The sequence below is a fragment of the Sphingomonas aracearum genome (assembly GCF_003345355.1).
Taxonomy (GTDB): domain Bacteria; phylum Pseudomonadota; class Alphaproteobacteria; order Sphingomonadales; family Sphingomonadaceae; genus Sphingomonas; species Sphingomonas aracearum.
Window position 1 is genome coordinate 1,262,829 of record NZ_QQNB01000001.1, and the last position, 13,413, is coordinate 1,276,241.

Below are 13,413 nucleotides of genomic sequence, written 5' to 3' on the forward strand. Positions count from 1 at the left end.
GCTTCAGTCGCGCCCCAGATCCCGGCCGCGCCGCCGCCCCGGCGTGTCCGGCGCGACGATCGTCGCCCGGTCGAGTGCCTCGGGCACCAGCGCCAGGTTCTGGATCGCCGCCAGGCCCCATTGCGCCGAGGCATTGGTGGAGACGCCCGGCCATTCCAGCACGCCGTTCACCACATGGCGCGGATCGCCGGGCCAGGTGCCGAGCCCGGCGTCGCCCGACAGGAACTCGGCCGCGGCGCGCGTTGCCAGCGTCGCATCCTTCGTCTGGAACGCCGCATAGGCCGTCAGCCGCGAATGCCCTTCGCGCAGATTGCGTCCGGCCGAAGGCGTGCCGAACTTGGCCGTCCATTCGCCCGCCGGCGCATTGTACCAGCGGCAGTAATCGAGCCACGCCGCCCGATAGCGGGGCACGTCGAACAGGCGGATCAGCTCCGAACTCACCTCCACCGCGCCGAACACCGCATTGAGATGGCTCACGGAGATGCCGCGGCCCTGATCGATGAATCGGCCGGACTTCATGTCGAACGGCGCGCTGCCGGTCAGCCAGCCGTGCGGCAGCCGGCCGATGCTGTCGAGCCCGGCCACGATCCGGTCGCGCCAGCGCACGTCGCCGGTCCGCTCCCACTCGGTCAGCCAGGCGGCGGCGAGCGGGCACCAGGTGGTGCCGAACGTCATCTCGATCGTGCCCGCCGGCAGCACCGGCTGCTTCGCACGGCTCGGCACCTTGCGGCCGATCTCCACATTGGTCAGCGTCTGGTCGGAGGTAACGAGATCGCGCAGCAGGTCGCCGACCCGCTCGTCGGCGGTCAGGTAATAGAAGATGCGGCGATAATTCGCATTGCTGACGCGCGGCTGTTTCGAGCTGTCGCCCCAATGCTGCACCGCGTGGCGCGTGCCCATGCCCTTGAACCGGCCGAGATGGTAGACGTCCACCTCGCCGGTATGCCGCGTCATCGCCTCGGCGAAGCGCCAGGTCCTGGCATCGCCCGTGCGCAGCACCTGCGTCCACAGCCACAGGTCGGGCGACAGCTCGCTATTGTCCCATGCGAAGCCGCCGATATCGTAGCGCCAGCGCTGCCGGTCGCTGTCATAGGTGTGCATCACGTCGCCGTGATTCCAGAAACCGTACCACGCGCGGCGGTCCACCTCGCCGGCATAGAAGTCGATCAGGTTGGCGAGCTGGTTCTCGATCGCGGTGCGGTTCGGCGTGGAGCGATCGACGAGGTTCCAGTCGCCGAACACCTGCGCGGCGTGGAGGTGCGCCGGCTCCGCCATCAATTGCGGCGGGGTCGCCTGCATGGTGGCGAGCGCCTTCAACTGGTCGGAAGCGGGCGTCGCCGGGAACGCCCACAGCATCAGCTCGGCCGTCCGCGCGATGCCGCTCGCATCGTCCCAACCGGGCTCGTAATCCTCATAGGTGATCGAGAGCCCCTCGTTCTGCGCGTCGAAGCTCTCCATCCCCATCGTGCCATGGTAGGGACGCATGTCCATCGCCGGCGCATCCGGCGACCACAGCCAGGCGGTGAGCTGCGCGGCATCGCCGGTCGCGCCGGTGATGTGCAGCGCGGTCGGGTGCCGCTGCCAGAAATAGCGCACGCCGAGCGCCGCGCCTCCGGAGGGCGAGCCGACATAGGCAAGCCCCGGCGCGCGGTGCCCCTCGTCGGCATCGATCCAGCCCTGTGCGGGCGCGGTGCGTTTGGTGATCGCCCAGCCGTTGGCGGTCGGCTGCTCGAGCCGGAACTCGCCCCAGGCCGGAATGCGCTCCAGCGTGTCGCGCACCGGCTTGGCCATCTGCGCCAGCGGCGGCACGGCCTGGCCGGCGACCTGCGCCGCCTTGAACGCGCCGCCCGGATCGCGACGCAGGCCGGTAAGCGGTCGCACTCCTTCGGCGAACATCTGGCCATCGGTGGCGAAGCGCACATGGCGATCGTACAACTCGGCCCCCTTCAGCGGAACGCTCGCGCGTACGCCCAGCGCGGAGAGAAAATCCTGCGAAGCGTTGCCGTCGAACACGAAGCTGTGCACCACGCGCAGGCCTGGCGAGCCGGCATATGCATAGAGCCGCACCGAGAACGGCAGCCAGCGCCGCGCACCGGCCATGTGCGCGCCCTCGATCTTCACCACCGCGCGCACCGGTCCGCGCTGTTCCACCGTCACCTTCTCGATGCGGCTTTCGAACGCCGTGTCCGCGCCATGCAGCGGCTCGGTGCGCGACGCGCCGACCAACGTCACGGGGCCGAGCACCGCGCGGCCGTCCACGCTCGCCTGGCGTATCAGCGCCGCACCGGTCTTCCCGATCTCCCAGCGCGTCTCGCAGACGCTGATCGTCACCGCATCGGCGGCCTCGGCAACGCGCACCGGCTTCGCCGGAGCGATCGGCCGCCCCCGCGTCACTACCAGCCCGTCTGGCACCACATTCGCGGGGATTGCATGCGCGCTCCACTTGATCGATCCGTCCGGCCATGTCGCGGTGGTCCAGCCCTGCGAGGGCACCGGCTTGCCGTCGCGCGCCGTGACCGTCAGCGCGGTGCTCCGCTTCAGCAGGCCACGCGGCCAGGCGACACCGAACGTCTGCCCGGCATGAAGCGCGGGCGCCGCGCCGTCGATCCAGCGCACGCCAGCCGGCTGGAACGGGGCGACCGGCGCCGCCTCCAGCCGCACCGGCAGCATCGCCACGCCGCCGCCCAGCAGCGCCGCCTTCAACGTATCGCGACGAGAAATCATGGCAAACTCCATCAACGCTGCTCCACCCGCACGCGGCGGATGCGCAGGTGGCTCCAGGTGGTGCGCAGCCCCCAATGGCCGCGCGTGTAAGGGTGGGGATCGTCGAGCGTGAACAGCCGCCTGCCGTCGCGGTCCACCGCGATCGTGCGCCCGTCCGCGATCAGGCGGATGCGCGTCCAGCGGTTCGGTACCAGCATGTCCGACGCCCCTGCCTTGTCATGCTCGGGCAGGATCGGCCGATTGCCGCGCTCCCCGATATAGCGGCGAAAGCGGGTGGTGGTGTTCCGGTTGCCGCCGATGCCGACATAATAAGCGCGCATGTCGTCATAGTCGGCGAACGCGCCCGATCGTGCGTGAACGGGCGATCCATCCTTGTCCGTCGCCATCCAAAAGGCGTTGAGGTCGCTGACCCTGTCGTTCGCGCCGCCGGCCGAAACCGCCATCGCCTCGAAGCTGATCGTCACGGGAGAGCCGACCGGCTGCTTCCACCACAGGGTCAAGCCCTTGGGCGTGTCGATGTCGATCGTGCCGCCGCGCTCGGACACGCGGGCATCGGGCGATTCCGCCTCGATCCGCCAGCGCGACGAAGGGGCCGCGCCGACCAGCGCGAGCAGAACCAGGCTGACGATCACCTTGCGCACCAAACCGGCATCCTCCCCGCACGGTCGCCCGCGTCTTGGCCGCCAGCATAGGCGCATCATCGAGCGCTTGCCAAGTCCGTCCCGTACTGTCACCAATCATGCCACAAAGTGGAATGAACGGCCGATCCGGGCGGGTCGGCACGCGAGATGAACTCCTGGGAGAGGGCAATGCGCGCAAAGGCGTGGCTGTGTGCGGCACTGGCAGTAGCGGCGGTGCCCGCAATCGGTGCGGAGGCGCCCCCGCCGCTGCGCCTCTTCATCGCCAGCGACTCCACCGCGCAGGACTACAAGGCGGACAAATATCCGCAGTCCGGCTGGGGCACGATGCTGCGCTGTGCGCTGAAGCCCAACGTCACCGTGGAGAATCGCGCGATCGGCGGGCGCAGCACCAACAGCTTCATCCGCGAGGGCCGGCTGGACAAGATCGCCGCGGACCTGCGCGCCGGCGACACGCTGCTCATCCAGTTCGGCCATAACGACCAGAGCATCGACAAGCCCGAGCGCTACACCACGGTGGAGCAATACCTCGCCAATCTCCACCGCTTCCTCGACGTGGCGAAGAAGGCCGGTGCGCGCGCGGTGATCCTCACCCCGGTCGCCCGGCGCGACTTCAAGGACGGCGTCGAGCAGCAGACCTACCCGCTCTACGCCAACGCCGCGCGGGCCGTCGCGCGGGAGACGAGAACGCCGCTGATCGATCTCGGCAAGCGTTCGGAAGCGATGGTGCAGGCGCTGGGCGAGGAAAGGGCTGCGGCCTATTACCTGCACTATGAAGGCGCGGCGGGCGCACCCGGCTTCCCGAACGGCGTGCACGACAACACGCATTTCAGCGAGCTGGGCGCGCGCCATGTGGCGGACCTGATCGCGGTCGATCTCAAGGCGCTGAAGCTGCCGGTTTCGAAATACGTCACCCCGCACGTTCCCGCCCTCACCCGCACCACGCCGGCCGGCGGGCCGACATGCGCCTGATCGCCGCGCTGGCGTTCACCCTCGCCATGGCTGCACCTGCGGAAGCACAGGTCCGCCGTTTCGTGCTTGCGGGCGTCGGCGCGGTGCCGACCAGCCGCGCCTATGCCGACGGGTTCGGCTGGGAGGCCGGCTCGACACGATTGTTCTCCGTTGCGGCGGCGCCGGGCAATTACCGCGTCACCGTCACGCTGGGCGACCCGAAGCGCGCAACGGAGACGACCATCAAGGCCGAGTCCCGCCGGCTCATGCTGGATGCGGTGCGCGTGCCCGCCGGCAGGCGCGTCACGGCAAGCTTCATCGTCAACGTCCGCAATGCGGCCCTCACGCCGCCGCCGCTCAATGCGCCGGACGGCACGCGCGTGGCGCTGAAGCCGCGCGAGCAGGGCTCGTTCAGCTGGGACGACAAGCTGACGCTGGAGATCCTGGGCGACCAGCCCGGCGTCTCGGCGGTCACGATCAAGCCGGTGGCGGTGCCCACCGTCTTCCTGCTGGGCGATTCCACCGTCACCGATCAGGGCGCGGAGCCGGCGGCAAGCTGGGGGCAGATGTTCCCCGCCTTTTTCAAACCCGACGTGGCGATCGCCAACCATGCCGAGTCCGGAGAAACGCTGAAAAGCTTCCTCAGCGAGCTGCGCTTCGCCAAGGTGCTGGAATCGGTGAAGCCCGGCGACTGGGCGTTCATCCAGTTCGGCCACAACGACCAGAAGGCCAATTGGCCGCAGACCTATGCCGCGGCCGAGACGACCTATCGCGACTACCTGCGCACCTGGATCGCCGAGTTCCGCCGCCGCGGCGTGACCCCGGTGCTCGTCACCTCGCCCGATCGCCGCAACTGGACGGGGGCGAGGATCCGCTCCACCCTCGCCGATTATGTCGCCGCGGTGAAGGCGGTGGGTGCGGAGACGAGCGTGCCGGTGATCGACCTCAACGCCGCCAGCATCGCCTTTTACGAGGCGCTGGGGCCGATCCGCGCGCCGCTCGCCTTCAACGACGGCGGGAAGGATGCGACGCACCACGACAATTACGGCGCCTGGGTGCTCGCGCGCAGCGTGGCCAAGGGCATGGCGGCCGCCAGGCTGCCGCTGGCGCAGCACCTGAAGGCGGACCTGCCCGCCTTCGACCCTTCGCATCCGCCCGCGCCCGAAACCTTTCGTCTCGCGCCCAGCCTCGCGCACGATTCCACCCGACCGGACGGCAGCTGACCATGACCACGCGACGCACCTTTCTCACCGGTTCGCTCGCCGCCGCGCTGCCGCTGCCCGCGCTGGCGCAGCAGGACCCGGGCATCGGCGCGGGCGCGGGAGCCGCCGCCTCCGATCGCTTTCCGCTCTGGCCCAAGGCGCCGCCGGGCGCCGACCGCGCGAAGGTCTCCGACAAATGGGTCAAGCGCTCGCCCACCGGCGGGCCGGACGACATCGCCTGGCCGCATGTCGGCGTGCCGATGCTGAGCGTGCTGAAGCCCGCCCGGCCCAACGGCGCCGCGGTGCTGATCTGTCCGGGCGGCGGCTATGTGCGCGTTGCGGTCGGGCGCAATCCCGGCGGCATCTCGCGCTGGTTCGCGGACCGCGGCGTCACTGCGTTCGAGCTGCTCTACCGCCTGCCGCACGACCGCTGGCCGGCGGGCGCCGACGTCGCCCTGCAGGACGCGCAGCGCGCCATGCGGCTGATCCGCGCCGGCGCCGGCAAGCGCTGGAGCGTCGACCCCGCCCGCGTGGCGATCACCGGCTTCTCCGCCGGCGGCCATGTCGCCGCCCGCCTCGCGGCGCGCTCCACCCAGGTCGTCTACGCGCCCACCGACGCCGCCGACCGGCTTTCCGCGGCGCCCATCGTCGCCGGCCTGTTCTATCCGGTCATCACCATGTTCGACGACGGCGTTCATGCACAGTCGCGCCGCGAGCTGCTGGGGACGCATGCCGCCGATCCGGACTGGCAACGCCGTTATTCCGCGCAGGTCGATCTGCCCGCCGACATGCCGCCCACCTTTGTCGCCTGCAACGCCGACGACCCGGTGGTGCCGTTCAGGAACAGCGTGCTGATGGCGGAGGCGCTGCGTGCAGCCAGGGTGCCAGCGGAGCTTCACGTATTCGAGAAAGGCGGCCACGGACCGCCCAGGCGCACCAGCGGCGCAGCGGTGCCCTGGCAGCAGATGTTCACGGACTGGGCCGGCGATCACGGTTGGCCGGCCTGAGAACAAAGGGAAAGAGGATGTTGAAACTCGCCGCCGCGGCGCTGCTGCCGCTCAGCCTGATCGCCGCGCCCGCCGCCGCGCAGACCGCGGACATGAAGACCTGGGTCGATGCGAAGACCGGCCACAAGGTGGTGCGCGTGTCGGACGCGCCGGGCAATTACGCGCTCTACTTCAACTACAACGCCTATACGCCCAACGGCGACACGATGATCTTCTCCACCGCCCAGGGCATCCAGGCGATGGACATGAAGACGTGGAAGATCCGCCCCGTGCTCAGGCGGCGGGGTATCCGCCTGCTGTTCGCCGGCCACAAGACTCGCAGCGCCTATTTCGCACAAGGCGAACGCTCCGGGGGCACCGTTTCGATCTGGGCCGCCGACATCGACACGGGCCGCGTCCGCAAGATCGCCGACGTGCCCGCCGGCAGCCAGATCGACACGATCAACGCGGACGAGACCTTGCTCGCCGGCCAGATCGCGCTGGAGCAGAGGGAGCTGCAACCCGGCACGCGCGGCCGCGATCCGAAGACCGACCAGGCCGCCTATGCCGCCAACGGCCCGGACGGCAGGCCGCTTCCCTATGCCGAGGCCAAGGAGGTGCGCCTCAACGAGCGGCTGGAAGCGAAAATTCCGATGGAGATCTTCACGGTGAACGTGAAGACCGGCGAGCGGCGCACGATCGTGAAATCCACCGACTGGCTGAACCACCTGCAGTTTTCGCCGGCCGATCCGACCTTGCTGATGTATTGCCACGAAGGCCCCTGGCACAAGGTGGACCGGATCTGGACGGTGCGCACCGACGGCACGCAGAACACGAAGATCCATGCGCGCACCATGAACATGGAGATTGCCGGGCATGAATTCTGGTCCCCCGACGGCCGCACCATCTGGTACGATCTGCAAACCCCGCGCGGGCAGGATTTCTGGCTGGCCGGCTATGACGTGAACACGGGCAAGCGCCGCTGGTACCATCTCGAGCGCAACGAATGGTCGGTGCACTACAACGTGTCGGACGATGGCCGGCTGTTCTCCGGCGATGGCGGCGACCCGGAGATGGTCGCCCATGCGCCGGACGGCAAATACATGTACCTGTTCCGCCCGCACGACATTCCGGATGTCGCCGGCATCCATGCCGACAACGCCGAGGCGCTGATCGCGCCGGGCACCTTCGCGGCGGAGAAGCTCGTCGACATGGGCAAGCAGGACTACAAGCTGGAGCCGAACGGCCGCTTCTCGCCGGACGGCCGCTGGCTGTTCTTCCGCGCCAACATCGAAGGCGCGCCGGCGATCTACGCGGTCGCGACGGAGAAGGCGAAGTGAGCCTGCTCCCCACCCGTCACCCCGGCCTCGTGCCGGGGTCCACTCCCCCGCAAGAGGGGCCCTTGCGGCGTCGTGGATGCCGGAACAGGCCCGGCATGACCATGACAGGGATCGCCGCCGCGCTCCTCGCCAGCACTCCCGCCCTCGCCCGCGAAACGGTGTCCTTCGACGCCGACTGGCGCTTCACCCGCGGCGACGTGGCAAAGGCGGAAACACAGGGCTTCGCCGACACCGCCTGGACGCCGGTAAACCTCCCCCATGACTGGGCGATCGCCGGCCCGTTCGACGAGCACGCCCGCGCGACCGGTTCGGGCGCTTTCCTGCCGACGGGCGTCGCCTGGTACCGCAAGCATTTCACCGCGCCTACCTCCTGGGCCGGCAAACAGGTGATCGTCGAGTTCGACGGTGTGACCGAGCGCTCCGGCGTGTGGATCAACGGCCACCATCTCGGCCACCGCCCCACCGGCTATCTGACGCTGCGCTACAATCTCACCCCGTTCCTGAAGGCCGGCGGGGACAACGTCATCGCGGTGCGCGCGGACACGTCCAGCCAGCCAGCCTCGCGCTGGTATGCCGGCAGCGGGATCAACCGCCACGTGCGCGTGATCGTCACCGACAACGTGCACATCGAACGCGACAGCACAACCGTGCGCACCGGCGCGATCACCGCTGCCGCCGCGCAGGTAACCGTCACCACCGGCGTCCACAGCAAGGCCGCGGCTGCACAGGCCGCGAAGGTCGAGGTGACGCTGCTCGACCCTGCCGGCCGCGTCGCCGCACGCCAGATGAGCGCGCCGCTCGACGCGCTGTCCGAACGCCAGCTGCCCGCCACCGTCCCGCTTTCCGTGTTGCACCCCCGCCGCTGGGACATCGGCGACCCTGCGCTGTACACCGCCCGCGTCCGCCTGCTCGACGCATCGGGCGCGGAGCTCGACAGCGAGGACGTGGCGTTCGGCATCCGTGAGGCGAAGTTCGTTCCCGCAACCGGCTTTTGGCTGAACGGCCGTAACATCAAGCTGAAAGGCGTCGCCATCCACCAGGACGGCGGCGCGTTCGGCAATGCCGTGCCGCTCGCCTTTTACGAGCGGCGATTGCGCGGCCTCATGGCGCTGGGCGTCAACGCGATCCGCACCGCGCACAATCCCTTCCCGCCGGAGTTCCTGGACCTGTGCGACCGGCTCGGCCTGCTCGTCATGGATGAGCCGTTCGACATGTGGACGGTGGCCAAGAACCCTGAGGACTATCACCTGTTCTTCACCGACTGGTCGACCCGGGATGCAACGGAGTTCGTCCGCCGCGACCGCAATCATCCGTCCGTCGTCATCTGGTCGATCGGCAACGAGATCCACGACACGCCCTATCCGCTGGTGGCGCAGGACATCATCAAGCGCCTGACGACCATCTTCCACAAGGAGGATCCCACCCGCCCGGTCACCATGGCGCTGTTCCGGCCCAACACCACGCACGATTACGAGAACGGCACCGCCGACCTGCTCGACGTGGTCGGCCAGAACTATCGCGAGAAGGAACTGGCCAAGGCGCATGCCGACAAGCCGACCCGCGCGATCATCGGCACGGAGAACAGCAAGAACCGGGAAAGCTGGCTCGTGTTGCGCGACGACCCGGCCTATGCTGGCATGTTCCTGTGGACCGGCGCCGATTATCTCGGCGAGGCGGACCGGATCGGCTGGCCGGCGATCAGCAACCCGTCCGGCCTCGTCACCCGCACCGATGCGGTGAAGCCGATCGGCTGGGAGCGCGCGAGCTGGTGGTCGGACAAGCCGGTGGTGAAGATCGCGCGCCGCGTGACAAAGGTGGTGGACACCAGCGAGCTGCCGACCATGGTCGGCGTGGCCATGCCGCAGCCCAAGGGGCCGGGCGTGCTCGCGGACTGGTCGCCGACCAACCGCGCGCCGCACGACGAGACCGTCGAGGTCTACAGCAACGCCCAGGAAGTGGAGTTGATCGCCAACGGCCGCTCGCTGGGCCGCAAAGCCCGCAACGCCGACGACAGTGCGCGGTCGTGGACGGTGCCGTTCGCGCCCGGCACCGTGCGCGCGATCGGCTATAACGGCAAGCGCGTGGTGGGCCGCGACCGGCTGGTCACCGCCGGCGCACCCGCAGCGCTGCGCCTCACCCCGCGCGGCACGCCCGGTGGCGGGTTCGACGATGTCGGCTTCGTCGAGGTGGAAGTGGTCGACGCCAAGGGCAATCCGGTGCCGGACGCGGCAACGGCGCTCACCGTCACGGTGGAGAACGGCACCCTCGCGGCGTTCGACAATGGCAGCGTGACCGATCACACCGCCTTTGCCAGCCCCACCCGCCATGCCGAGGCGGGTCGCGCGCTGGTCATGGTCCGTGCAGGCGGCACCGGGCCGGTGACGGTGCGGGTCAGCGGCGAGCAGCTGCGGCCCGCCGCCGTGACGTTCAAGCGCCAGCGCTGACGCTCACCGGCGCGGCGGCGGCGCGGCAGGGGGAGCGCCGCCCCGTTCCGGCGCGTCCACGAAGTCGATCCGCCGGTTCAGGCAGGCGAGCGCCGACGGCTTGTCGTCATATCCCTCACGCACGCACAGGCGCAGCATGGCACAGCCGATGCGATCGATGCGCGGGTCGCCGCTGGAGATGTCCGCATGGCAGAAGCGCATGATCTTGCCGTCCGAGCTGTAATGCAACCGCATCCGGCGCAGCTTGCGCGCGACCACCACCACGTCCTCCGCCTCGCCCGCAACCGGCGGCGGAGGCGGTCGCCGGGCGACCTCGTAGTCATGGTCGTCCTCGGAACGGACAAGGGTGGGTCGCGGCGGTGGCGTCGTCACGGGGGCAGCCGGCACAAGCCGAGGGGCCGGTGACGCGATGGGCGCCGGTTTCACAGGCACGGCCTGCCCTGCGCAGGCGCCGATCCGCCGCCCCGCGACCGGCGCCTGCCCCACCTCGATCTTCATGCGCGAACAGCCCGGTTGTGGCGGTCGGTCCTTGCCCGCGCCGAGCAGCGGGCGCACCGCATCGGGCAGCGCATCGTCGGCGACGCACAGCTTCGCCTCGCTGCCGGGACAGGTCGAAAAGGAGCGCGCGGCTGGCGGCGATATAGGCGTCACCACCACGCGGGTCGGACGGCGCTCGAGCGTCCACAGGCCGGGCTCGATGCGCGTCACCTCGCCGGAGACGACGATGTCCTCATCCTGCCGCGGCAGCTTGCCGGCCGGCACGTCCTGCGCGCCGATCCCGGCCAGCGCCAGCAGGCACGCCATCGCCTTTCCCGCCGACCGCATCCACCCTCCCGCCAGGGCGCATCGTGGCGGGCGCGCCGCCACGATGCAAGCCGGTCACTCCGCCGTTTCGGACGGGAACTTCGGGCCGGGAAAGAAGGATAGGTGCGGCGGCTGGTTGTAGGCGGTGTTCTGCCAGGCAACGCCCGCGCGGTAGATCGGATCGGCCAGCAGCGTCACCATCCGGTGCGTAGTCGGATACGGCGTCACATACACGCGCAGCTCGCGATTGTCGGCCGAGCGCCACACCACCTCCTCGCGCCAGTCGCCGAGCAGGTCCGCCTGGAGCGCCGGGTTCGCCTTGGTGCCGTTGCCGGAGGCGACATCGGCCGCGTGGAGCAGCGGCACCGCCGTGCCCGTCTTCCAGTCCCATTTGCTGATCGTCGTGCCGTCCAGCAGCTCGTGCAGCAGGTCGCCGTCCCAATAGAGCGCGAAGTTGGTCTGGCGCGGCGCGGGGCCGATCGCCTGGCCCTTGCCGTCGAACAGCTCGCGGCTGTTGGAGCCCCAATATTCGTCGCCGACATGGCGCGGGTCGATATCGGCGGCGAGGCCGCGGCCGGTGTCGGTGTCGGCCGGCTTCTTCCACAGAACCTCGCCGGTGCGCGCATCGAGCAGCGCCGAGCCGATGCCGCCGTTGCGCTTCACTTCCTCGAACACGCCCCATTTCTCCAGGCCGGGATGAAGCGGATCGAGATCGCCGACATGCATGGTGTCGCCATGGTGCAGCGGCTGTGTCCACAGGCCCTTGCCGTTGTCGTCCACCGCCATGGAGCCGTAGACCACCTCGTCCCGCCCGTCGCCGTCGACATCGGCGATCGAGAGCTGGTGGTTGCCGCGGCCGGCATACTCCGCGTTGCCGGGTGCGGCGCTGTCAAAGGTCCAGCGCTTGGTCAGCTTGCCCGCGCGATAGTCCCAGGCCGCGATCACCGTGCGCGCATAATAGCCGCGGCCGAAGATCATGCTGGGATGCCGCCCGTCGAGATAGGCAGTGCCGGCCAGGAAGCGGTCGGAACGGTTGCCATAGCCGTCGCCCCAGGTGTCGCGCATCTGCTCGAACGTCGGATTGCCGCCCGGATAGCGCGGCGGATCGTAGGGCGCGGTGGCCAGCGCGCGGCCGGTGCGCCCGTCGAACACGGTGAGATATTCCGGCCCCTTCAGGATTCGCCCGGCGAGCGGGGCAACCTTGGTGCCGTCCGCCAGTATCTTGGCGCCGGTCTTGTCGGGCTGCGGCACTTCGCCGCTCGTTGAGCGCCAATCCGCCTTGGCATCGCCGATCGCCTTGCCAACGCCGTCCAGCGTGCCGTCGGCGGTCTTCATCGCCACTTCGGCGCGCCCGTCGCCGTCATAGTCGAACACCTGGAACTGGGTGTAGTGCGCCCCGGCGCGGATGTTCCTGCCCAGATCGATCCGCCACAGCCGCGTGCCGTCCAGCTTGTAGGCGTCGATGAAGACGTCGCCGGTATAGCCCGCCTGGCTGTTGTCATGGCTGTTGGTCGGGTCCCATTTCAGGATCAGCTCCATCTGCCCGTCACCGTCGAGATCGCCCGCACTCGCATCGTTGGCGTTGTAGGTATAGGCAACGCCGTCCGGCGCCGTGCCGCCGGGCGGCGGGGTGAGCGGGATCGAGAGATAGCCCTTGGCCGCGATCAGCGCCGGGGCGCTGGGCACACCCGCCTTGCCGCCGGCGATCGCGCGCACGGTGTAGCGCGCCGTTGCCGAGCCATCGCGATCGACGAACGAGGTCGCCGCCGCGATCGGCTGCGGCGTGATCTTGCGCCCGTCGCGGTACACGTCGAAGCGCACGCTCCTGGCATCGGCCGGGAGCAGCCGCCAGCTCACCAGCCAGCCGCCGCCGTTCGCCGGACCCGCCACGACGCCGCGGTCGAGCCGCTCCGCTGCCTGCCGCGGCGCCGCGGGCGCTGCCCCCGCCAGCATGGCGGCCGACGCGGCCGTTGCCGCCAGCATGATCCGGTATGCCCTCACGTCGCTCTCCCTTTTGCGCGCTGTGCTGCGCGCTTCTTGTCCCACAAATATGATTGCATTTCAGAAAATGGCAACATAGAACGGAACAGCACTCCACAATGTGGATGTTTGATCGGCCGCATGGTCGAACGGCGACGGTAAGAGCCGCGCCTTCTGGGAGGGGATGAACGTGAACTGCAGCATTTCGGCATTCCAGCGGCTCCCGCGCCCGTGCGCGGCTGCGATCGCGCCCGCCTGTCCGATCGCCTGACCGCCCATCGCCAACAAGATCGACGCCGCAGGCCCCACGGGGTTCACGCCGGCGCTGCCAAGGGGAGACATCC

The 13,413-nt window shown here is 69.5% G+C and carries 10 protein-coding genes; 5 read left to right on the top strand and 5 right to left on the bottom strand.

Features of this window, described 5'->3' with window-relative positions; genetic code table 11:
• Window positions 1-3: 3 nt before the first annotated feature.
• Together DVW87_RS06080 and DVW87_RS06085 are read right to left on the bottom strand one after the other, a co-directional pair.
• The gene (locus tag DVW87_RS06080; RefSeq protein ID WP_239017777.1) at window positions 4-2,724 is read right to left on the bottom strand and encodes an exo-rhamnogalacturonan lyase family protein; all 2,721 of its coding nucleotides are present in this window, start codon (window positions 2,722-2,724) and stop codon (window positions 4-6) included.
• Window positions 2,725-2,735: 11 nt separating this feature from the next.
• Window positions 2,736-3,365 (bottom strand): DUF6250 domain-containing protein, encoded by a 630-nt coding sequence (locus DVW87_RS06085; RefSeq protein WP_114687106.1) that lies wholly within the window; start codon window positions 3,363-3,365, stop codon window positions 2,736-2,738.
• Between the two features lie 168 nt (window positions 3,366-3,533).
• Here DVW87_RS06085 and DVW87_RS06090 point away from each other — a divergent pair, with 168 nt between their 5' ends.
• The 5 genes from DVW87_RS06090 (at window position 3,534) to DVW87_RS06110 (ending at window position 10,285) form a co-directional block, all read left to right on the top strand.
• Window positions 3,534-4,334 (top strand): rhamnogalacturonan acetylesterase, encoded by an 801-nt coding sequence (locus tag DVW87_RS06090; protein WP_114686787.1) that lies wholly within the window; start codon window positions 3,534-3,536, stop codon window positions 4,332-4,334.
• Complete coding sequence (locus tag DVW87_RS06095; protein WP_114686788.1) at window positions 4,325-5,536, top strand: rhamnogalacturonan acetylesterase; 1,212 nt, start codon at window positions 4,325-4,327, stop codon at window positions 5,534-5,536. Before DVW87_RS06090 ends, DVW87_RS06095 begins: the two co-directional genes overlap by 10 nt.
• A 2-nt stretch (window positions 5,537-5,538) precedes the next feature.
• Window positions 5,539-6,522 (top strand): alpha/beta hydrolase, encoded by a 984-nt coding sequence (locus tag DVW87_RS06100; RefSeq protein WP_114686789.1) that lies wholly within the window; start codon window positions 5,539-5,541, stop codon window positions 6,520-6,522.
• A gap of 17 nt (window positions 6,523-6,539) precedes the next feature.
• Complete coding sequence (locus DVW87_RS06105; RefSeq protein ID WP_181814732.1) at window positions 6,540-7,841, top strand: oligogalacturonate lyase family protein; 1,302 nt, start codon at window positions 6,540-6,542, stop codon at window positions 7,839-7,841.
• 95 nt (window positions 7,842-7,936) lie between these two features.
• On the top strand, window positions 7,937-10,285 hold the full coding sequence (locus DVW87_RS06110) for a glycoside hydrolase family 2 TIM barrel-domain containing protein (RefSeq protein ID WP_114686790.1): 2,349 nt from the start codon (window positions 7,937-7,939) through the stop codon (window positions 10,283-10,285).
• Window positions 10,286-10,288: 3 nt separating this feature from the next.
• Here DVW87_RS06110 and DVW87_RS06115 read toward each other — a convergent pair whose 3' ends face one another.
• Genes DVW87_RS06115 through DVW87_RS06125 form a run of 3 tightly spaced genes read right to left on the bottom strand, consistent with a single transcriptional unit; the run spans window position 10,289 to window position 13,411 of the window.
• Window positions 10,289-11,110: a hypothetical protein gene (locus DVW87_RS06115; protein ID WP_114686791.1), complete on the bottom strand. Its 822-nt coding sequence runs from the start codon at window positions 11,108-11,110 to the stop codon at window positions 10,289-10,291.
• Between the two features lie 54 nt (window positions 11,111-11,164).
• A complete protein-coding gene (locus tag DVW87_RS06120; RefSeq protein WP_476712793.1) occupies window positions 11,165-13,090 on the bottom strand; it encodes a rhamnogalacturonan lyase in 1,926 nt (641 codons plus the stop codon).
• A 60-nt stretch (window positions 13,091-13,150) separates the two neighbouring features.
• A complete protein-coding gene (locus tag DVW87_RS06125) occupies window positions 13,151-13,411 on the bottom strand; it encodes a hypothetical protein (RefSeq protein ID WP_114686792.1) in 261 nt (86 codons plus the stop codon).
• Between the last annotated feature and the right edge of the window lie 2 nt (window positions 13,412-13,413).